This is a genomic window from Pontibacter virosus (assembly GCF_003096355.1).
GTDB classification, from domain to species: Bacteria; Bacteroidota; Bacteroidia; order Cytophagales; family Hymenobacteraceae; genus Pontibacter; species Pontibacter virosus.
The window spans coordinates 251,621-272,838 of the sequence record NZ_QEKI01000002.1 but is presented as its reverse complement, the minus strand read 5'-3'; the positions used below and the strand labels follow the sequence as shown (position 1 = coordinate 272,838).

The 21,218-nt window shown below is 50.9% G+C and carries 20 protein-coding genes and 1 tRNA gene; 8 read left to right on the top strand and 13 right to left on the bottom strand.

Annotated features, from left to right (window positions below; genetic code table 11):
* Nucleotides 1-172: 172 nt before the first annotated feature.
* The 10 genes from C8E01_RS04210 to thpR all read right to left on the bottom strand — a co-directional run bounded on the left by C8E01_RS04210 (nucleotide 173) and on the right by thpR (nucleotide 10,193).
* Complete coding sequence (locus C8E01_RS04210; protein WP_116542104.1) at nucleotides 173-1,975, bottom strand: ABC transporter ATP-binding protein; 1,803 nt, start codon at nucleotides 1,973-1,975, stop codon at nucleotides 173-175.
* A gap of 171 nt (nucleotides 1,976-2,146) precedes the next feature.
* Nucleotides 2,147-3,616, bottom strand: a complete 1,470-nt coding sequence (locus C8E01_RS04205; RefSeq protein ID WP_116542103.1) for a sodium:solute symporter — start codon at nucleotides 3,614-3,616, stop codon at nucleotides 2,147-2,149.
* A 52-nt stretch (nucleotides 3,617-3,668) separates the two neighbouring features.
* A complete protein-coding gene (locus C8E01_RS04200; protein ID WP_243409422.1) occupies nucleotides 3,669-4,685 on the bottom strand; it encodes an MBL fold metallo-hydrolase in 1,017 nt (338 codons plus the stop codon).
* Between the two features lie 158 nt (nucleotides 4,686-4,843).
* Nucleotides 4,844-5,440: a hypothetical protein gene (locus C8E01_RS04195; RefSeq protein ID WP_243409421.1), complete on the bottom strand. Its 597-nt coding sequence runs from the start codon at nucleotides 5,438-5,440 to the stop codon at nucleotides 4,844-4,846.
* Nucleotides 5,441-5,603: 163 nt separating this feature from the next.
* Nucleotides 5,604-6,107 (bottom strand): hypothetical protein, encoded by a 504-nt coding sequence (locus tag C8E01_RS04190; RefSeq protein ID WP_116542102.1) that lies wholly within the window; start codon nucleotides 6,105-6,107, stop codon nucleotides 5,604-5,606.
* A 2-nt stretch (nucleotides 6,108-6,109) separates the two neighbouring features.
* Nucleotides 6,110-7,939, bottom strand: a complete 1,830-nt coding sequence (locus C8E01_RS04185) for a M61 family metallopeptidase (protein ID WP_116542101.1) — start codon at nucleotides 7,937-7,939, stop codon at nucleotides 6,110-6,112.
* Between the two features lie 58 nt (nucleotides 7,940-7,997).
* Nucleotides 7,998-8,639 carry a class I SAM-dependent methyltransferase gene (locus C8E01_RS04180; RefSeq protein ID WP_116542100.1) on the bottom strand — a complete coding sequence of 214 codons (642 nt, stop codon included), beginning with the start codon at nucleotides 8,637-8,639 and terminating at the stop codon, nucleotides 7,998-8,000.
* Nucleotides 8,640-8,707: 68 nt separating this feature from the next.
* A complete protein-coding gene (locus C8E01_RS04175; protein ID WP_317046894.1) occupies nucleotides 8,708-8,953 on the bottom strand; it encodes a GIY-YIG nuclease family protein in 246 nt (81 codons plus the stop codon).
* Between the two features lie 144 nt (nucleotides 8,954-9,097).
* Nucleotides 9,098-9,589, bottom strand: coding sequence for a CinA family protein (locus C8E01_RS04170; protein ID WP_116542099.1), 492 nt, complete (start codon nucleotides 9,587-9,589; stop codon nucleotides 9,098-9,100).
* Between the two features lie 31 nt (nucleotides 9,590-9,620).
* The gene (gene thpR, locus C8E01_RS04165; RefSeq protein ID WP_116542098.1) at nucleotides 9,621-10,193 is read right to left on the bottom strand and encodes an RNA 2',3'-cyclic phosphodiesterase; all 573 of its coding nucleotides are present in this window, start codon (nucleotides 10,191-10,193) and stop codon (nucleotides 9,621-9,623) included.
* A 92-nt stretch (nucleotides 10,194-10,285) separates the two neighbouring features.
* On the opposite strand from thpR, the gene C8E01_RS04160 reads away from it, so the two are divergent.
* From C8E01_RS04160 to C8E01_RS04135, 6 genes are all read left to right on the top strand, one after another.
* Complete coding sequence (locus C8E01_RS04160) at nucleotides 10,286-10,993, top strand: phosphatase PAP2 family protein (protein ID WP_116542097.1); 708 nt, start codon at nucleotides 10,286-10,288, stop codon at nucleotides 10,991-10,993.
* Between the two features lie 124 nt (nucleotides 10,994-11,117).
* A tRNA-Leu gene (locus C8E01_RS04155) sits at nucleotides 11,118-11,199 on the top strand.
* 553 nt (nucleotides 11,200-11,752) lie between these two features.
* A complete protein-coding gene (locus C8E01_RS04150; protein ID WP_116542096.1) occupies nucleotides 11,753-12,463 on the top strand; it encodes a phosphatase PAP2 family protein in 711 nt (236 codons plus the stop codon).
* 354 nt (nucleotides 12,464-12,817) lie between these two features.
* Nucleotides 12,818-15,694: a tetratricopeptide repeat protein gene (locus C8E01_RS04145; RefSeq protein ID WP_116542095.1), complete on the top strand. Its 2,877-nt coding sequence runs from the start codon at nucleotides 12,818-12,820 to the stop codon at nucleotides 15,692-15,694.
* A gap of 105 nt (nucleotides 15,695-15,799) precedes the next feature.
* Complete coding sequence (locus C8E01_RS04140) at nucleotides 15,800-16,186, top strand: GxxExxY protein (RefSeq protein WP_116542094.1); 387 nt, start codon at nucleotides 15,800-15,802, stop codon at nucleotides 16,184-16,186.
* A 113-nt stretch (nucleotides 16,187-16,299) separates the two neighbouring features.
* On the top strand, nucleotides 16,300-16,860 hold the full coding sequence (locus C8E01_RS04135) for a histidine phosphatase family protein (protein WP_116542093.1): 561 nt from the start codon (nucleotides 16,300-16,302) through the stop codon (nucleotides 16,858-16,860).
* Between the two features lie 5 nt (nucleotides 16,861-16,865).
* On the opposite strand, the gene C8E01_RS04130 is transcribed toward C8E01_RS04135, so the two are convergent.
* The 3 genes from C8E01_RS04130 to C8E01_RS04120 form a co-directional block, all read right to left on the bottom strand.
* Nucleotides 16,866-17,297: an RDD family protein gene (locus C8E01_RS04130; RefSeq protein ID WP_116542092.1), complete on the bottom strand. Its 432-nt coding sequence runs from the start codon at nucleotides 17,295-17,297 to the stop codon at nucleotides 16,866-16,868.
* Between the two features lie 95 nt (nucleotides 17,298-17,392).
* On the bottom strand, nucleotides 17,393-17,896 hold the full coding sequence (locus C8E01_RS04125; RefSeq protein WP_116542091.1) for a methylated-DNA--[protein]-cysteine S-methyltransferase: 504 nt from the start codon (nucleotides 17,894-17,896) through the stop codon (nucleotides 17,393-17,395).
* Nucleotides 17,897-17,998: 102 nt separating this feature from the next.
* The gene (locus C8E01_RS04120; protein ID WP_116542090.1) at nucleotides 17,999-19,006 is read right to left on the bottom strand and encodes a c-type cytochrome; all 1,008 of its coding nucleotides are present in this window, start codon (nucleotides 19,004-19,006) and stop codon (nucleotides 17,999-18,001) included.
* 698 nt (nucleotides 19,007-19,704) lie between these two features.
* Here C8E01_RS04120 and C8E01_RS04115 point away from each other — a divergent pair.
* Nucleotides 19,705-20,160, top strand: coding sequence for a MarR family winged helix-turn-helix transcriptional regulator (locus C8E01_RS04115; RefSeq protein WP_116542089.1), 456 nt, complete (start codon nucleotides 19,705-19,707; stop codon nucleotides 20,158-20,160).
* Between the two features lie 59 nt (nucleotides 20,161-20,219).
* Nucleotides 20,220-20,879 (top strand): YceI family protein, encoded by a 660-nt coding sequence (locus tag C8E01_RS04110; RefSeq protein WP_116542088.1) that lies wholly within the window; start codon nucleotides 20,220-20,222, stop codon nucleotides 20,877-20,879.
* The last annotated feature ends 339 nt before the right edge of the window (nucleotides 20,880-21,218 follow it).

Below are 21,218 nucleotides of genomic sequence, written 5' to 3'. Positions count from 1 at the left end.
GATTTATTAGGATATATTGATATAGCGGTTTTTTCGTAACAGCAGTTTAAGCCTCGCCTGTACGGCGAGGTTATGCAACACAGATTGCTATACCTGTTGCTGCTTCTCTTCCTGCATTAAAAAAGCCCTGTCGGCAAAACACCGGCAGGGCTCTTCGTATCATAAAAAGCTTCTAGCTCATCTCAAACTGAAGCCTGAGCAAATTCGCATAAATGCCATTGTCATTCAACGACAACACTTCATGCGAACCTTCCTCTACGATCTCACCGCCATCGATCACTAAAATTTTATCCACTTTACGAATTGTTGCCAGGCGGTGCGCGATCACGATGGTTGTTCTGTTCTTCATCAACTCATCCATCGCCTGCTGCACCAAGTGTTCTGACTCTGAGTCAAGCGAGCTGGTGGCTTCGTCGAGGACCAGAATGGCCGGATTCTTCAGGATGGCGCGGGCAATGGCCACACGCTGGCGCTGACCGCCGGAGAGTTTGATGCCGCGTTCGCCTACCAGTGTATCCAGTCCCTCCGGGAAGGTCAATATAAAGTCATAGGCATTGGCTTTTCGGGCCGCCGCAATGATTTCTTCTTCCGTAGCCTCCGGGCGACCGTAGGCGATGTTCTCACGGATGGAACCGCCAAACAGTAACACCTCTTGCGGCACGATGCCCACGTTGGCGCGGAGTTCGGTTAGATTCATCTGGCGTATGTCCTGTCCGTCTACGGTAATGCTGCCGTGGCTTACGTCGTAGAGACGCAGCAAGAGCTGCACGATAGTGGACTTGCCGGCACCGCTCGGACCCACCAGCGCAATCTTCTCACCGGAGTTGATGCTGAAGTTGATGTCGCGGAGCACCTGGATGTCCGGTCGGGTAGGATAGGAGAAGGCCACCTGGCTGTAGCTGATATCGCCGCGCACACGCCTGATCTCGCTCAGCGGACGCTGACGCTTGTCGGTTGGCTCTTCCGTCTCGGCCAGAATCTCCTGTATGCGCTCCGTCGCACCCAAAGCTGTCTGTATTTTGCCGTAAAGATCACCCAGACCACCCACAGAGGCGCCAATGAACACGGTATAGAGCACAAAGGAAACAAAGCTGTCCCGCTCAATTTCTCCGTTGGCCACCAATGTCGCGCCATACCAGATCACCAGGATGATACCACCAAACAAGCCCACAATGATAAAGGTGATGAAGGCACCCCGATAGTTTGCCGTGGCAATGGCGGTGCGTACCGCCTTGGCCAGCGTGGTGCGGTAACGGGCAACCTCAAACATCTCGTTGGTGAACGCTTTCACGGTATTGATCGCCTGAAGCGTTTCTTCCACAATTACGTTGGTGTTGGCCAGTTCGTCTTGCGTTTTCTTGGAAAGCTTCTTGATGCGGCGGCCAAATATCATCGCCAGTATGACCAGCACCGGGAAGGTAGCCAGCATAAAAAGGGATAGCTTGATGGAGATCCACATGATAAGGGCTACACCTACTATGAGGGTCGTTACCTGCCGGAAAAGTTCGGCCAAGGTGATGGACATGGCGTCCTGCACCTGTGCCACGTCGGTGGTGATGCGGCTCGTAATCTCGCCTACGCGTCTTTTTTCGTAAAAGGAGATTGGCAACTGCACGAATTTGCTGTAAAGGTCCCGCCGGATGTTGGCTACGGCGTTTTCGCTGACCTGTGCAAAAAAATACACTCTGAAAAAGGAGAAGATACCCTGAAACAGGATCACCGCCAGCAAGCCCAACGCATACATGTTGATCATCTCGTTCTCCGACTCGTCGAAGAGCTTGCCCACCAGATACGGGAAGATCATGAACGTCAGGCTGGAAAGTACCAGAAAGCCCAGACCGATAATGAATTTAAACTTGTAGGGTAGTACGTAGCTAAAGATCCTGATGCCGCGACGAAAGCTGTCTTTGCTGATTTTCTTTCTGCCTTCTTTCTCCTGCGTGCTGTCGTTTAGCCCGATTCCGCGTTTTGCCATTAATGAAATCTATACTTAATAAGAGGGGGTTGCTGGCATATAACAGCCAAGCAGCACTAAAAATGCCACGTACCCGAAAAATCTTTCAAAGGTAAGCAAAGTATGGGATATTGTCTTGTCCTGTGGAGGGTTTACATAAAAGTGTGGAAAAGGGCCATTCACAACCTGTCCCTACAGGTTGGTTCTTTCCAGCTCCAGTTTTGTTTTCTTTTGCGACACCGCCCATAGTCCCAGAAAGGTCAGAAATCCATTCAAGATCAGTACCTCAAAGCCAAATTGGTAGCCGTTGAACCAGGCAGCAGAGTTCGCGCTGATGAGGTAGGTAAGCATAGGGGCTACCAGGCAAATGGCCGGCACGAAGCGGTCGCGCACCTGGCGTTGGGTATAGAGGCCGAAGGTATAAAGCCCGAGCAACGGCCCGTAGGTATAGCCCGCCACTTGCAAGAGGGTCGAGATCAAACTTTGGCTGTTGATTTCGTTCACGAGCAGGATCACGAGCATCATGACCACCGAGAAACCAATGTGCACAATGTAGCGCAGGCGCACTCGTTCGTGCTCACTGCGCTCTTTAAAGTTAAGGAAGTCCACGCAAAAAGAGGTGGTAAGCGAGGTAAGGGCGGAATCGGCGGAGGCGTAGGCAATGGCAATGATACCCAGAATGAAGGCAACGCCCACTATAGCCGGGAAGTGGTTTAGTGCCAGAAACGGGAACACATCGTCGCCCCGTTCGGGCAACACTATACCTTTGGAGGAGGCGTACAGGTATAGCAGCGCTCCCAGCGACAGAAACATCACGTTCACGACCACCAGGATTACGCTGAACCAGAACATGTTCTTCTGTGCCTCCCCAATGTTCTTGCAGCTCAGGTTCTTTTGCATCATGTCCTGGTCCAGTCCCGTCATCACGATCGTGATAAAGGCGCCCGAGAAGAACTGCTTCAGAAAATAGGTGTTCTCCTTGTACTCCCAGTTGAACACCTTGCCATATGAACTGTCTGATATCGTATCGACCATCCCCTGGAAGCCCAAATTCAGTTCTTCTGAGACTACCCAAATACTGATACCCACCGCCAACAGCATGGCGGCAGTCTGGAAAGTATCGGTCCAGATAATGGTTTTCATACCGCCCCGGAAGGTATAGGCCCAGATCAGCAGAATTGTAATGCCTACCGTAACTGCAAAAGGGATACCCATTTCGTTGAACACCGCCAATTGCAGCACACTGGCAACCAGAAAAAGGCGAATGGCTGAGCCAAGGGTGCGTGAGAGCAGAAAGAAAGCGGCGCCGGTTTTGTAGCTCCAAAAGCCAAAACGCTGGTCCAGGTAGGTATAGATGGAAACCAGGTTGAGGCGGTAGTAGAGCGGCAAGAGTACCGTGGCAATGACAAAATAACCTGCCAGATAACCCAGCACAAGCTGCATGTAAGTGAACTGCAGGTCGCGTACCATGCCCGGCACCGACACAAAGGTCACGCCCGACAGGGTCGCGCCGATCATGCCAAAGGCCACTACATACCAGGGCGATTTGCGGTTAGCCAGAAAGAAGGTGTTGGAGTCGGTGCTCTTGCCCGTTAGGAAAGAGATCAGGATCAGGATGCCGAAATAGCCAATGATCAGGCTGATGATAAGCGTTGCAGACATGTGGGTTGCCGTCGTGGAGCTGCAAATATAGTACAGCCCGCCGGTTTTTGGGCTATACTAACTCCCGCAGCAACACCGGCTCTCCGATAGCAGGTATGCGCAGCCCCTGCATCATGCCTGAGGCGGCAATTTGCTCGAGCAAACGTACCGGCTCTCCCGCTGGCTCGTCCGACAAGTCGAAGGTGCCGTAGTGCATCGGTATAAAAGTGCCACCCCGCAGCACATTATAGGCCCGTACCGCTTCATGGGGGTTCAGGTGGCTCTTCTGCATCAGGAAACTCGGACGGTAGGCACCGACCGGCATCAGGCAGACATCCATTGGGCCAAAGAGTGCCTCGATCTCTTCAAAATGTCCGTTGTAACCCGTGTCGCCGGCAAAGTAGAGCTGCATGGTAGGTGTTTTGATCAGAAAGCTTCCCCAAAGCACCTTGTTCATGTCGAACATACCGCGGCGGTGCCAGTGCGAGGCTGGCAAAAAGTATATCTCTATACCTTGTGGGGTGAGGTCGAATTTCTGGTACCAGCCTGCTTCCTGATAAGGCAGTTCCGGCTCGGCACCGCGCAACAGGTTGCCTGCATTTAAAGGGGCCAGGGCCTTCATGTCCGGATTCTGGCGGTAAAGCGTTTTAATGGATCGTTCGTCGAGGTGGTCGCGGTGGCCATGCGAGAGCAGTACCAGGTCGATGCCTTTGAGCTGCTCCGGCGCGCAGGGCAGCCCGATGCGGCGCTTGATCATGGGCAGGTCATAGAACACCGGATCGGTGATCATGGTCAGGCCGCCTACCTTGATCAGAAAAGTGGCATGACCAAGCCAGACCACCATGTCTTCCCCGGATGTGATGAAGTCGGTGCCGTAGGCTACGGGTGGCACATAGTTATCAGCCTTCTTCTCCTCGCGCTGCGGGTTGCGTGAGGTTTTCCAGCGCAGCACCTTGCTCAGTTTAGGGGTAAAAAGCTCGCTGCCGTTCGCAAACTGTCCGTTTATGGTCTTGTTGCCGCGGAAATCTGGTTTCACTACGGTCAGTTTGTCGTTTTTCAGATGCCTTACTGTTTCGTTCTTCTGCCTCAAAATCTGAATAAGCTTGTTTTCAGGGATTATTAACACGATAACGCCCACGAAAGTTGAAACGTGTGCGGAAAATAAATTATAATACGCTAACAGGCATTAAAAAACGCCTTCTCCTTTCAGAAAAGACGCCTTAGAATTTCTTAAGTTATACCGAAAGCCTATTGCCAAAAACCACCGCTTCTGCCTACAGACACCGGATGTTGAAACGGACTGTAGAACGGAGAGGCCCCATTAGAGTAGCGCATAGCGCCCGTCACCGAGAAGTGCTCGGTAATTTTATAAGTAGCCCGGAAGTCCATTCCCTGTCGGCCCGGGTTCATAAAGTTCATGTAAGCCGGGTTTTGGGCCGGGATATTAGAGAAATCTTTCCACACGCTGCCACTCAGGATCAGGCGGTCGTTTACCAGGTAGTCGGCACCCACGTGGGCGATGTAATGGTTGCTGGGGCTGGTACGCATCAAGGCAGTGCCTCCGTCGCCGGTCGGCATACTGTATTGGCCCGGCATGACCGACATATAAGTCAGGCTACTGAACACACGCAAGCGCGGATTCAGGTGATAACGTACGGTTGGCTCCAGGTAAGTGGCGCCAAAACCGCTGCCAAAGCTGGCGCCAGCGGCCAGACTGTAGCTGAGGCGCTTGGCCGGCATCTCAAATTTTGAGGGCTTTTCTTCCGCAGTGGCTGGAGTTGGCTGTTCTTGCAAAGCGGGGGCCGGTGCAGCTTCCAGACTGGCTTTCTGGCTTGTCTGCGCCATAGCGTTCCCTGCGAAAAGCAGGCTACAGGTCAAGATGGTGCTTAAAAATATTTTCACGTGAAAAACTTTCTGTTGAATGTGGTACTAAGTTACAGTGCAATTGCTTCAGAAACAAGCGGGTGTATACTTGAAAACGGGTGCCAAGGGCTTTTGTTGTGGCCAGCTATACCTTGTTTTTGCTTCCTGTTTCGGATATACGTTTACCCAAAAAAGCCAGCCAGAAGCTGAGGCCCAGCAAAAGCAGGTAGCTCAGGGTATAGACGGTCATCACCGATGATGAAACAAGCCTGCCAGGGGCAAACAAGATGTTTTTGACTAGAGCCATGTCTAAAATGCCCCCAAGCGCCAGCAGTACCGCGATTACCAGCACGATCAGGGTATGCTGCAGGCCGCGTTTCTTCTTGCGCAGCGCGATGAACGAGAGGGCCACACCGAAAAGCGCTCCGGCAAAAGGGGCATACCGATGCACCTCCATGAATTTGCTGATGCGGTCGGAGTTGATCTGGTACATATTGGCGCTTTGCTCAAATTTGGTCAAATCGCCCGTCTCCAGGTATAGCTCTGTCAGCGGCATGTCATAAATATAGCCGAGCGCTACAAAAGCATAGGAAGCCAATACTACAACCAGACTGTGCAGCAGGATAACCTTGAGGTTTATACCTTGCATGCCTACTTGATCTTGGTTCCCAACCAGGCTTGTCTGAACTGTTTCATGGCAGGTGTCAGCTCCTTGCCTGCGTTTTCAAAATGTTCGATCATCAGTTCCGGCATTTCTTCCAGCACAATCTGGGTGCTCATGATCGGAGCCATTTCGCTGCTTCGGTAGGTGATCGGCACACTATGGGCTGGCTTTAGTTTGCTCATGATCTTCTGCAGTTCTTTCTCGCTGGTCACTTTCTTGCCATTAAGAGTCAGGAGGATGTCGCCCCGGTTCAGGCCTGCCTTGTAGAGCGGTGAGGTGACATAGGTGCCATTCACGAGTTTCGCGCCCTGCTTGCTGAATTCGAAATTGGCAGCGCCCAGACTGGCTTTGCCAGGTTCGGCTTTGCGAAGCTGCAGACCGGCTTCGGCCAGTAAGGCGGCGTAGTCTGGCAGTTCGCTGCCGTATACCTGCCGCCTGAAAAAGTCGGCTGCCCAGGCGGTGTCTTTCGTCACTTCGGTTAAGGTGCGCTCCAGATCAGCCATAGTATAGGGCTTCTCGGTTTTGCCATACCTTTGCCAGAGTGCCTGCATATAGGCGTCGAGGGTAGTGTTGAAGTCGCGGCGCAGCGTCAGGTCCAGTCCGAGGCCGAGCATGCTGCCATAGGTATAGTACGAAATAAAGGTGTTGTGGCGGTTATGAGGATCCACGGAGCGGGCTGCATCCACAAAAGGCGCCTGCAGGCTCATCTCTACCAGGTTATGGTAGTGCCTGCCCGGTGTGAGCAGCACATAGTTCAGGTCGCGGGCAACGTTTCGCACGTCGTTGAAGCCAAGGCGATACATGGTCAGGGCACCGTAGTAAGAGGTAAAACCCTCTGCCAGCCACAGCGCTTCCGTCATGTTGGCCCTTTGAAAATCGAAAGGCTCCAACGTGGCAGGTCGCAGGCGCTCCACGTTCCAGGCATGGAAAAACTCATGGGATACCGTACCGAGTAGGGCTGTGGTAGCGCTGCCCAGCGGGCGGGAGCTCGACACGATAGTGGAGTTGCGGTGCTCCATGCCGTCGCCTATGGCCTGCGGCCCATAGCAGGCAATAAAGGTATAGCGGTCAAAATCAAAGTCGGGCAGCTCTCCGAAAACCCCCTGCTGCTCGGCCACGATCTGCTTGGTTTTCGCCACATACTCATCAAACTGCGCTTTGTTGCCGTGGTGGTGCATGGCCACCTGTATAGTCTTGCTTTTGCCGTGGTCCTGCACGGTCCACTCCGCAAACTCAAAATTGCTCAGCTCAGTTGGGCTGTCCATGAGGTACTGAAAGTCGGGCGCCGTGAAGGTGGAGTCGTTTAGGGGCCGCAGCTGTGTGGCTACTTTCCAGTTGCTGCCCTCAGGTATGCGAAACGTGACGCGGGCAGGCGCCTTCTCGAAGCCTAGGGCATACATCAGGGTGGCCGGCATGTTTAGATGCGCATGCGTCTCGTCAATGCCGGTATAAGTACCGTCGGCATGAGCGCCGAACAAGGTATAGCTCAGTGTGATTTCTCCCTGATGCCCGCTCACATCCCATTGGTGCGGGTTAGGCCGGCTAACCTGCAGCTGTTTTCCTTTGCCGTCCGTCGCTTTTACACTGTACACGTTTTTAGCAAACTCGTGCAGCGCATAGCGGCCCGGCGAACTGCGTGGCATCAGCACCTGCAGGGTGTCGCTTTTTATACCTGTAAACGTGACGCTGATCTGTGCCTCGTGGTGCACGGCGTTCGGGAAGGAGAGGTGGTAATTAACTTGCTGCTCCTGGGCCAGCAGTGGGGTAAACGACAGCGACAGGGCAGCACACAGGGCGCCAAAAAGTCTCATGGACATAAGGGTGTGTTTGGTTCGAAACTAAAAGTAGGAATTTTATAACTGTCGCGCAAAGTGGCTATACCTTGAGATAGACCTTGGCCTGCACGAGTCCGCTATAAAATGCAGCCGCCTGTAACTCCTGCAAGGGCAGTCTGGCGAAATGGCGTTCAAAATCAGGCAGGCGGGAAGCACTCACCCGGCTTACCTTCCCGAAGAAGGTATACATGCTCCGTAGCAGGAGTTGCTGCCAAACAGGGGCTGGTGTGTGGGTTGGCCAGAAATCGCTGAAAAGCCAGAGCCCTTGCTGACGTAATGCAGTGAATAAGCGGTCCATCAGGTATAGCAGCCGTTCATCCGGGAAAAGATCAAGCAGAAAAGGGGTCAGGATAACGTCGAAGGTTTCGTCGGGCTGCAGGCTGCTTTCATCTCCCAATCGAAATTTTATTTTGGAATATGCAGCAGCTTGTTGACTCATACGGCGCTGGGCCAGTTGCAGCATTCTAGGAGAGACTTCCAGGTAAGTCACTTCTGCCAGGGGCTGCAGCCTTAGCAACTGCTCCAGCAACCAACCAGACCCACCCCCAATCAGTAGTACATTTGAATTGGGAGGTATAAGTGCCAAGTGTTCTGTCTGCGCCCGCCGCAACGCATTACCGAAGACGAGCCGTGAGAGGCTAGCGTAGATTGGGGCAATGCTATCGAAATTGGTGTTGTTCACGGATTTAAGTCAGGCCCTGTCAATTCTGTCATTTCGAACGCCAGTGAGAAATCTGGAGGCTTGGGAAGCTAATCACGCATTTCTTTGATCTCTTCATTTAGTGCATCCCAGTCAGGATTGAAAGTATTAATTAATTCTTCCTTTTTCTTCCTGCTCCATTTCTTTATTTGTTTCTCTCGGTCAATTGCGTGCTGTACATAGGTGAAACGTTCATAGTATACCAGATGATAACAATAATATCGACCTGCAAAAGAATCTGGATTGCCCGCGTTCAAAACATGCTCGTCCATTCTGCGTGAGAGTTCGTTCGTCATGCCAATATAGAGCGTGGTTTTTTAGGGTTTGTAGTGATATAAACAAAATAGTTATGGTTTAACATGCATTTGTATTTCACTCCAGATTTCTCACTAGCGTTCGAAATGACAGAATTAAATAATGTTCATTACCAGTAAGAGTGCTTACCGGGCATAATGCTCCTCTACAATCCCCTTTAGTTTCTCGAGCACGTATTCGGTGAACTGTTTGAGCAGGCTTTGACTGTTGCCTTTGAACACTTCGCGGAACTCCTCCGCTTTGCCATCATACAGAAAGGAAACGAAAATGGTGCCTACCGGCTTTTCGGACGTTTCGGAGCCCCCTGCGCCGGCAAGTCCTGTAGTGGCGACACTGATATCGGCATTTAGCGCCTTTTTCAGTCCCATCACCATCTCATTGGTTACCTGCTGCGACTCGGCGGTGTAGAGGTCGAGCGTGTCCTGTTTCACTCCCAGCAGTTTTTTCTTGGCCTCCACATTGTATACCACTATACTGCCGATCAGCACATCGCTGCTGCCTTTGGCTTTTACCAGTTCAGATGATAGCATGCCAGCCGTGCAACTCTCAGCAAAGGCAACGGTCAGGCCATTGTCTTTCAGCATCATGGTCAGTTCGGTGAGTTCCGTTTGATTCATAAGGTTTTGTCTTCTTCATTAAGGGTGATTCTCATACTGTTTTGCCGACTGAGGGGTTGCCCGTCAGGGGGTAGCGCTGTAAGATGCTGTAGCGGGGGTGTGGTGATCCTAACTCAGAGTGCCAGACCGCGATCTCGTTTACCTGCAGTGTAATGGAGGCGTCAGGGTTGAACGATTCAAGATGATGGGGCACCGGGTGGTCCTTGCGAAAGCGGGCAAGTGTCACGTGCGGTTTTGGCTCGCGGTTGAGGGGCGGCTCCTCCGAAAGCGCCTGTGTGAGGGAGCGACTCAGTTGTGCAAAGGCATCATGGTTGTTGAACCGGGCCCAGATCAGGCGTGGGGAGCGGGGTTTGGGGCCAGGCTCTATGGCTGCCAGGTGCAAGTCGAACGGAGCAAACTGCCGTGCCATGTGGGCGGTGACATCCTGTATAGCGGGTAACCGGCTGGCGGGTACGTTGCCAATGAAGTAAAGCGTAAGGTGCAGGTTCTCCGTCGGGACCTGGCGTATGGCCTCACTCTTATATCTGTTGGCCTGTTCGGTGAAAAACTGTTTAAGTGCTTCAGGGAGCGGCGCTGCAATGAATAGTCTGGTGCTATGGCCCATACGCTTTCCTAATCAATATGATAGGCTTTGCATACGTAATTACAAGGCTGGCGTATACTTAGCCTATATTTGAATTAAGACCCAGGATATTCATGATACGACACTTTTATAAAAAGCTGGCAGCGGGCTTTGCGTTGTTCACCCTCGAACTGATCTTTGTGATGGTGGTTTTCCTGGCCTGTGTGCTGGTTTTTCTCTACGTGAGCGCCCAGGTGGTGGAGGCATCCGGTCCGATCAAGTTCGACGAAGCAGCCTTTTCAGTAGCTGCCGATTTGCAAAGCACCGGCTTTACGCAGTTCATCGAAATCATTACCTTTTTCGCCTCTCGCCACTTTATGACAGCGGCGGGACTGCTGCTGATCGCCTACTTTTTGTTCGTGCGGCGGCACAAGTGGTATTCGCTTAAAGTGCCCGTGGTGGCGCTAGGCAGTATATCGCTCAACCTGGTGCTCAAGTTCTTTTTTGACAGGGAACGCCCCACGATGCCTCTGGTCGACGCCTCTGGCCTGAGCTTTCCAAGTGGACACTCCATGATCGCCGCCTCATTTTACAGCCTGATCATCTACCTGACCTGGAAACATGTGGAATCAAAGCCGCTGCGAAATTTTTTAGTGGCCCTGCTCGTGATTTTTATTTTACTCATCGGATTCAGTAGGATATATCTGCGCGTGCACTTTGCGACGGATGTGGTGGCAGGCTTTGCTGCTGGTATTCTGTGGGTTATCATCGGTATCGGGATGCTGCGCCGTATCGAGAAGTACACCCGCAAAGAGATTGCCCCAGTGGTTGAGGAAGATTGATCTCCGGTGAACTGAATTTTTTTTCGCAATGACTATTGCAGATAATAATTTCTGTTATACCTTTGCAATCCCAATCTACAAGGGTTAAAGGGTTTTGGGAAACACATTTTGATTAATACCAGCTGCGCACGTGGCGAAATTGGTAGACGTGCAGGTCTCAGAAGCCTGTGCCTTCGGGTGTGGGAGTTCGAGTCTCCCCGTGCGCACTAATCCAAAATGTAAAAAAGCCGGCTGCAAAGCCGGCTTTTTTGTTTTTACCCCTTTCTGGATTGTGCTGACTTATCTGTCGACGCTGATTAATCTTGGGATTACTAACAGTATTAGAAACAAGCTTCTGCTGGTGTAGCAACCGGCGCTGCTTTGTAGCTTCGCCTGTGCGGCGGGCACCTACTTTTTTCCTTGATAAAAAAAGTAGGCAAAAAAATCAAGACGATTTTAAACTCGCTGACCGCTCAAACACAAAATCGTTAATAGTGCACTTGGTACAAGAGATTTGTTTCATAGCTTAAGTGCAAGTTAGTTTTTCAATACGTGCCACTAGTACGTGACAGAAACGACGAAGCTTATACCTTGATTTAGCAGTTACAGACTCCCCGCCTTAGACAATGAGGGGTTAGGGGTGGTTGGACCCGGCATCTGTGAGAATCCTGTTAATCCTTAAATCCTGAAAATCCTGATTCTGATAATTCCTCATCCAACTACCCACCTAATCTACACCAACACCACATTTCCCCGTAAAGGAGGCAAAAAGTTTGTGACATGAAAAGCCTGACCAAGCGACTTCTGAAACTACTGGCGTTGTTGTCAGCCGAAGCGGTGCTGGTCGCGCTGACTTTTTTTGCCTGTCTTCTGGTGTTCGGCTACATGACCCGCGAAGTTTTCATTCAGCAGGATACTGATCTCGACTATGCCATGTTTCGCTATGCTGCGACCCACCGTTCTGCGGAAATGACCCGCTTGATGCGCTTCTTCTCTTTTTTCGCTTCTGCCGACTATCTGCTGGTCGCGCCGGCCCTTATTGTGTTAGTCATGTCCTGGTTCCAACATTTGCGCTGGTATGCACTTAAGGTGCTGGTCATCGCTTTTACCAGTACCATGCTCAATCAGTTGCTCAAGCGACTCTTCGAACGGCCCCGACCCGTCACGGCTATGCTCGAGCAGTCGGGTCTCAGTTTCCCCAGCGGACACGCCATGATCGGCGGCTCTTTCTACGGGCTACTCATCTACATCGTGTGGCGAGAAGTCAAACACCCCCTCTGGCGACTGTGCTGGGTAACGCTCCTCACCGTCTTGCTCCTCCTTATTGGGTATAGCCGCATCTACCTCAATGTGCACTACGCCACCGATGTGCTTGCCGGATACGCCATGGGCATTCTCTGGCTACTAGTTGCTATCTGGCTGATGAAGAAAATAGAGCGGTGGTATTTTGGGAGGTTAGAAAATTTGGGAGGGAGAAAGTTAAAAAGTTGAAGTTCTTTGTAGGAACGACCTGAGACTTCATGCAGTCAATTTAAGGTTATTTTTGTCATTTCGACCTGGGGGTAGGGGCCCTCGTTTTGGGAGAAATCTGAATTAGTGCGGAAACTTCTAAATAACCCAGATCTCTCCATGCTGTCGAGATGACAGGTTGGGTATAGTATTTCTTAAGTTGACGGCATTGGGTCGCGACCTGTCCGGATCGTGCACCGGTATACTTGTCCGAATCATGCATCAGTTGCCCGTAACAATCATGGACCTAACAATCAACAATTCAACATTTCCCTTTGTCTTCAGCAACAGGTCGCTTAATTTAGAGTGATCAACCGCCTTTCTAAAACAGAAACTATGTCTCGCCTGCTTGCTGCCTGCTTTTGCTATACCTTCTTGCTTCTTGCTATACCCGTCTTTGCTCAGCAGCCTGATCAGATAGCTGAGGTGAGAGCCAGGCTGGAGAAGGAGCGGAGTGCTCTGCGGGAGACAGGTGTAAGGCCATTGCCTGAAAGAGCGGACCGCATGTTGGACCTGGGTATGTGGGAGGAGGCTGAGGCGTTGCTTAGAACGTCTACGGCTTCTTCTGCCGTTAATTTGGCGAAAGCACGTCTTGCCATGCTGCAGCATCAATACCATGGAGCGGAGGCGTTAGTAGCACAGGTATTAAAAGAGGAGCCTTCGAACAGAGCGGCCTTGCTGTTGCAGAGTAAGCTGCAGGTCCAGGCCTGGGAATTGAACGAGGCCTTGGCTACCACCCAAAAACTGCTTCGCGCAAATCAAAAAGATGAAGAGGCCAATCTGCTGGTAGGGCGTATCCTGATGCTGCAGAAGAAGTATAACGAAGCCTTGGGCCAGGCGCTGAAAGTACAGCGCTGGAATCCGAACAACGCCGCCGCCTACCTGCTGGAGTCGGATGTGCTTTTCTGGGACCAGAAGCCAGAAGAGGCCGAAAAACCGCTTGTTAAAAGCCTGACCCTCGACCCCTTCGATGCGGATGCCCGCTTCAACTATGGCTATGCCATCTGGCGCCGGGTGGATGCGACGCAACTCAACGCCATGTCTGAGCAGTGGGAACTGGCACTTGAGCTCAACCCGCTGCACTACGTCACGCACTGGCACTGGGGAAATGGTCACACCAACCTCACCTATGCCGATTATGCCCAGCCGGAGGACGAAGCCGTGCGCAAAGCCCTGCAATCTGCTGATCAGCTGATCTCTCAAAGCAAATTACAGGAGGCTCTGGCTGAGATCCGCAAAGTGCAGCAGACTTACCCCACTTCGGTACTACCTGACATGCTGCGTGGCTCTGCCTACTACATGGCTTTCGATCTGCCGCGTCAGCCACGACTCGACTCAGCTAAAGTCATTTTCCAGCGTATCCTCCGCAACAAGCAACACTACGGCCCTGCGCACAATGCCCTGGCCGCTGTCATTAAGCAAAAGCAACTCGTATACCTGGCCGCATATGATTCGCTCACGCAGGTGATCCAACAAACGGAGATCAAGGATCCTGTCAACTTTGCCCGCGTGTTTCCGGATGTAACTTATTATCCGGGCGAAACGGTTAAGAAGATGGTCTGGTCGCAGCTATACGCCAGCACCGTGTATTTTCCTTTTCTGTCGCGCCAGGGAGAGAAATTTGTTATTCCGCCACTGCATGTGGACCTAGCTATTGCCATGAATTCCTCTTTCTTCCGGCAGGCCACCACCTTTGATAATCGCCAGTGGATGGATATCCGGGGAGTGGGAAGCGGAGCCGCTGCCATTGAGTACGTCATCCGGGGAGCCTACCTGGAGCGCAATGTGGTGCTGCACGAGTATGTGCACCTGTTCCACGGCCGTGTGTTCACAGATGCTGAAAACCGGGCTGTTCGCCGCCTTTACCATAATGCCATGAAAGAGGGGCGTACCCTTGACTATTACTCCGCAAACAACGAGCACGAGTACTTGGCCCAAACCTATCCGGCATATTTCGAGCCCGTGAAAGTGCACCCGCTCAACCACAAGTCCATCAACACCACCAGCGACCTGAAGGCCAAGGACCCGGAACTGTATACCTTCCTGGATGAGTTGGTAAAACGGCAGCAAGCCTACCTGGCTGGTGACAAACAGGCCATGGCCAGCAACTGGGCGCAGGTATACCTGAACCTGGCCGAACGCGAAACCCGAGCACAGAACTACCCAAAAGCCACGGCGCTGCTCGATTCTGCCCTCACCTGGGACGCCAACTACCAACCTGCCATGCTGGCCTATGCAGGTCTGAAGCAGAGACAACTGGCTTTCGACGAAGCACAGCAGTGGGTGCAGCAGGCTCAGAAAGTGAACAAGGAGTATGCACCGATCTACACCGCTGAGGCGGATCTGCTGGAAGCACGCCGCAGAGCCGGTCAACTTCCCGCCCGGCGTGCTCTTCAAGAGCAGCAATTGCGCTATGAGCAGGCTCTTTTGCTGGAGGATGACCTGCTGACCCGCGCTCGTATTAACCAGGCTTTCCGGGAGATGTACACTGCCTACGGACGCCTGCCTGAGGCCATTGCAGTAGGGGAGCGCTACGTACAGGAAGCACCAACCATCTCCACCTACCTGCGTGAACGTCGTGACGAAGCACAGGTCTATACCAGTTGGCTGCGTGGCACCGCTGCGCCGTCGGAAGAAGCAGGACGCACATTGGCAGCAATGGTCGCCCGCAAGCCGCAGCATTACGAATTGCGCCAACAGTATGCCGAAGTATTGGCCACGCAGGGCAAGTATACCGAAGCCATCGCTACGCTCGCAGAGGCACAGCGCATCCTCACGGCGGCAGGCACACCCCGGCCGGGTTACATGGTCCGCATGGCGGCCTGGCAGTTGCAACTCGGAGACAAAACTGCCGCCCAGCAATTGCTGGAGCCAATTAACAACGGTAAAATACGTGCCCGTAGCGAAGCCACCCTGCTGGCCAGGGTATACGCCGGACTAGGTAATACCACTAAAGCGCAGGAAGAACTCAAGAAGCAACCCGTGCAGCACACCCCAGCCGAACTGGCCGATTTTCTGTTCGCCTCTGGCAAGGTTTGGGAAGCCGAAAAAGAGCCAAAACGCGCTCAGAAAGCCTATGAAGCCGCTCTCCGCGAAAACCCATACCTGTACGAAGCCCGCCAAAGCCTGGTCCGCCTGCTGTACCAAGAAGGTAAAAGCAGCCAGGCCGAACGCCTGCTTACCGAAGGTATAGAGTTGGGGTATAAGTTGTAGGGGTTTGTTGATTGTCTGAATCAGGATTTTCAGGATTTAAGGATTGACAGGATTCAGTAATATGAGAGATTTACCAATAATAGTAAATGCAACGTACAATTGCTGATGAATCATGAAGAGCTTACTTTCAGGATTATTGGATGCGCCATGAAAGTCCACAGGACATTAGGCAACGGGTTTCAGGAGGTAATCTACCAAAGATGCCTGGCAATCGAACTTCAGGCTGTGGGTATAGGCTTTGAGCGGGAAAAAGAGCAAGCGATATACTACAATGGTATTGAGGTTGGTAATCGACGGGCAGACTTTATAGTTGAGAGCAGCATTGTAATCGAGTTGAAGGCTCTAATAGACTTAGAAGATGTTCATTTAGCCCAAGCTAAAAACTATGTTGTCGCTTACAACCTTCCAATTGGATTGCTTATTAATTTTGGGGCTAAAAGCCTTCAATATAAAAAGGTCTTCAATACCAATTTGAAAATTGATAACAGCTAAAAGTTTGCTAGGATTAAGTTACTCTTCATGATATCCATAATAAATCCTGATAATCCTTAAATCCTGCGAATCCTGATTCAGACAATATCTTCCCACTTTCTAAACCTTATCGCATGAAAAATCTCTTCAAACTCAGTTTTTTGCTTCTGTTTATAAGCATTTTCAGTGCCTGCAACTCTGGTACGGCTACTTCCGATCAGCAGATCGAGGAGATTGAGACTGCCACGGAAGTGACAACTATATACCTGGTGCGCCATGCTGAGAAGGATACCACTGATGCCTCCAACGAAGACCCGGAACTGACAGAGGTGGGGCATGCACGGGCTGAAGCCTTGCGGACTTTGCTGGAAGGGCAGGAGGTAGATGCCTTGTATGCCACCAAGTACATGCGTACCGGACAAACGCTTTACCCGCTCGCTAAAGAACGCAACATGGAAGTAGTGCAGTATGAGGGGCACGACTTTGAAGGCCTGAAAGCACGTATACTGGAGGAGCATCGTGGGGAAACGGTCGTAGTGGCTGGACACTCCAATACCCTGTTACCGATCATTGAAGCATTTGGTGTAACAAAGCCTTTTGAGGAGATTGCTGACAGTCAGTATCGTTACTTATTCAAACTGACTGTTCGTTCAGACAACACCGCTAGCGTAGAAGTGTCTGAATTTGGGGCTTAGGAGATTTAAGACAATACCCTGGTTTTGCAGATGCGGTCGTGAAACAGGCGGGAGTAGGCAAGGACTTTTGCTCCTGTCAAGGCCTGCATAAGCAATACAAAGATACTGATCGGCTTGAGCAGGTAGCGGAGGCTGGCTCTTCGGAACGAGATGCGCTCACCAGATTGCCCTACCACACGGAGTCCCAACAAATGTTTGCCTATGGAACCCTGCCAGGCAGCACTTTCAGTACCGGCAAAATATAACCAACCCATCAGGAGGTGCAGCAGTCGCTCCGATTTAAATAGGAATGCCTCCTCGTTGCTGCTGATGGTAAAGTACTCGATGAGCCCGATAATGGAAAGCAGGAAAAGTGTGTCCAGGCAAAAAGCGAGCACCCGGGCACTCAACTGAGCTTCGAGAGCATGTGTTTCTGCTTTCTGATAAGACAATTGCATATAGTAAGGAGTAATGGCACCTTAACATAGGGTGCTATTACTTTATACTACATACTTGCAAGCGGGTTGCAGTATTTTGTTTAATATTTGAACTTTTAAAAGAGGAAAGTTTGAGCAGCAGTTCGCAACGATCCTTCATGGCGTAAAAGCCACTCCTTACGCCACAGTCCGCCTGCGTAACCGGTCAGGCTTCCGTCGCTTCCGATTACCCGATGGCAGGGCACCACAATGCAGATGGGGTTTCGGCCATTGGCAGCTCCTACAGCCCGTATCGCCTTTTCACCAGAGACAGCCCTTGACACGGCCAGGTAGCTGGTGGTTTTGCCATGCGGTATACCTTGCAGTTCCTGCCATACCTGCTTTTGAAAAGTTGTACCGGCAGGCGCCAGCATCAAGTCAAAATTATGACGCTTTCCTGCAAAGTATTCTTCTAACTGCTGTACGCAGTCGCTGATACAGGCTGGCATTTCTGAAGTCTGCTCAGTATACGATGCCTCCTCTTCACAAAATCTGACTTCTGTTATACCCAGATCTGTACCGCTGATCCGGAGCACGCCCAGAGGTGACGACATATAAGTTGTGTAGGTTTTGCTTTCCATGCTGTGGGGTTGGCTATACCTCAAATATAGAAATACATACGCACGTTTCCACTAAACTTCTACGAGCAGGATAGCAAACGTGCGTAAGGTGTAGGGTAGTTCTTATTTGCTGGCTACAGCAGTTGGCGGGCTAAAGCGCTCTACCTTGTTGACATTCCCCTCCACAGACATCAGGTATTTGTAGATCGCCTTCAGGTCCGCTTCTTCCATACCGGCATACATTGCCCAGGGCATTATAGTGTTGAAATCGTCTGGCCCTAATTTATCAGCGGTGGCCTCAGGCGACTCATAGTTCTTGAAGCGTTGCACAAAGGCCTCTTCTGTCCAACTGCCTATACCTGTCTGTTTATCAGGCGTGATGTTAGCGGAACGCAAAACGGCTCCGTTGGGAAATTTAAATTCAAATCCGCCTGCCAGGTATTTCCCTTCAATTGGGGCTCCCTTCTCCTGTGGCGTGTGGCATTCAGAACAGGCGGCTATGGTGAGCAGGTACTTGCCGCGCACCAGTTCGTCCTGCAGGGTGCGTTCATCTGTAGGAGTGGGGCTGCCGGACGGAATGGTACGCAAGATCAGGTTCATCGGGAAGTCAGGATCTGATTTCGGTACCTTGTGTTTGATCGGGTCGAGAGAACGAATGTATGAAACAATGGCATAGGCGTCGTTGGTGGTCATGCTGGCATATGACTTATAAGGCATGACCGGGAAGAGCGGATCGCCATTGCGGCTAACTCCCGTCGTAAAGGCGCGGTATACCTCCCCATCGGTCCAGTTGCCTATGCCTGTCTCTGTGTCAGATGTGATGTTTCGGGCATAAAAAACGCCCGGAAATCCCATGGAATGGTCAAACACATCACCCCCTTTGCCCTCGGTGCCAGGTATAACCGGACCTGCGAACTTCGAAAAGTCACGGGTAGAATGGCAGTCGATGCAAACCGCCACATGATTGGCCAGGTAAGCTCCCCGCTTAAGTAACTCGGGCGTTTTATTGATGGTGATGGCAGGAGCCGCATCCACCTTCGGAAAGGTATAACGCAGATACAGAACCCCCGCCGCTGCAATCACCACCAGTGACACAAGTAGTATCCCAATGATTTTAAATGCTTTTTTCATGATAGTGAGAAGTGTATGGTAAGAGATAAGGTTCTGAGTTAACTGTAAAGTGTAATATTTAAAATAAATATTTTTATAGTCAAGTAGCTGTATGACACCAGCAGTGTATTATTAGTATAAGGTTGCTTTCAGAATGTAAATACAGGAAATCATTGAGTATAAATCTGAACTATGTTGTTGTATTAAATGTATGTACATATATTTGTGGATGGGATAGTTTGTCTGAATCTGTATATAGGGCCCCTACCCCAAGGATTTACAGCATTAAAAGATTTTCAGGATTATCATAAATAATCAACCCACCCTTACCCCTTTTGGGAGGCAGATCGTTTCATTCTAAAAAATAGACCCGAATATTCTGTCATTCTGTTAAGAAACTTGGTTGAAATAGAGGGCCCCTACCCCCGGAGGTTAAGCCGAAGCTACTGGCGGGGGTAGGGGCCCTCTTTACCAAGATCCTTTCAGGATGACAAAAATAGGATGGAAACAACCCTGCTCTCAAGAGGGGATTTACACAAGAGATACCTCCCTCTTGAAAGGGCAGGGGAGTGTTGATCGCTCACTCAAACTTGCGGTATGGATATGATGGCAGTCGTGCACGATAATCTTGATAATCTATGGGACATGGGCACTATTAGAGATTGAGACAATACTCAGCAGGAGCAGGTTAATACCATACCAAAACGAAACAACATAAAATGAATATAGAAGAAGAAATTAAGCAGCCGGTATTCAGGAGTCCTCACCAGAAAGCGTACATTAATTTGGTATATACTGCCGGATGGGTAGAGCAGCAGCAAAGTGCGCAATTCAAACCTTTTGGGGTAAGCCTGCCGCAGTATAATATATTGCGTATCCTGCGCGGACAATACCCGAAGCCCACTACCGTTAGCATGCTGATAGAACGAATGCTCGACAAGACCTCTAACGCCTCACGCATCGTGGATAAGTTAGTGGCCAAAGAACTGGTGACACGGCAGCAGTGCCCAAACGACCGGCGCACTGTGGATGTGCTGATCACCGACAAAGGCCTGGCCTTGCTCATGCAGATGGACGAACTGGAAGGAGGGAAGGGAACAGGGATCACCAACCTGTCAGAAGAAGAAGCCCTGCAACTGAGCAAGCTGTTGGATAAAGTGAGGGAAAAGAATTAAACCATTTGATAATTTTACCATCTAACCATTCAACTACTTAAAAATCAACAATCCATCACATGAAGAAAACCGCTATTCTGGCATCACTCGCAGCTGCGCTGATGCTTTCTGCCTTTACCGGCACCTCCCGCGCTGATCTGAATGCTACTGAAGTAGCAGCTCCAGCCAAGGCACGCACATTTGCTGTGGAGACTGCCGCCAGCGAAGTAAACTGGAACGCCAAGAAAGTGACAGGTGAGCACTATGGCAAAATTTCTATGAAAAGCGGTCAGCTGCAGGTTGACAAAAACCGCGTGACTGGCGGCACCTTCGAGTTTGACATGAGTTCGATCACAGTGGAAGACATCAAAGATGCCGGCATGAACGGCAAGTTGGTTGGTCACCTAAAGTCAGACGATTTCTTCGGTGTTGAAAAGAACCCAAGCGCAACTTTCGTAATCACCGAAGCTACTCCGATCACTAAAGCCGCTGCCGGAAAGCCGAATTATAACGTAAAAGGCAACCTGACCATTAAGGGCATCACCAACCCAGTTAGCTTCCCAGCCACTATCGCCGTGAAAGACGGTGTGGCCACAGCCAAGGCTGATGTGACAGTAGACCGCACCAAGTTCGACATCCGCTACCGCTCCAGCAACTTCTTCGAGAACCTGGGTGACAAGGCAATCTACGACGAGTTTACAGTAAGCTTTAATGTGAAAGCGAAGCAGACGAATAGCTAACAGGTATAGCTTGATTAACCCCACCCAAGCCCTCCCCTAAAAACAGGGGAGGGTTTTTTTGTCTGAATCAGGATTTTCAGGATTTTAAGATTTACAGGATTTCCGCATAGAGAATTTAATCTCAACCCTTTAATTATAAATCCTGAATCCTGTTAATCCTTTAATCCTGTAAATCCTTGGGGTAGGGGCCCTATATAGAAATTCAGATAATTCCCCGTGCATGATTCGGACAGGTCGCAACCTGTCCCTACAAAACCCATTCACCAGTTTAACCATCCAACAATTCAACAATTTAGCAATCCAACCTCTCAACAATTCAAAAAATCCTGAACTATGTTT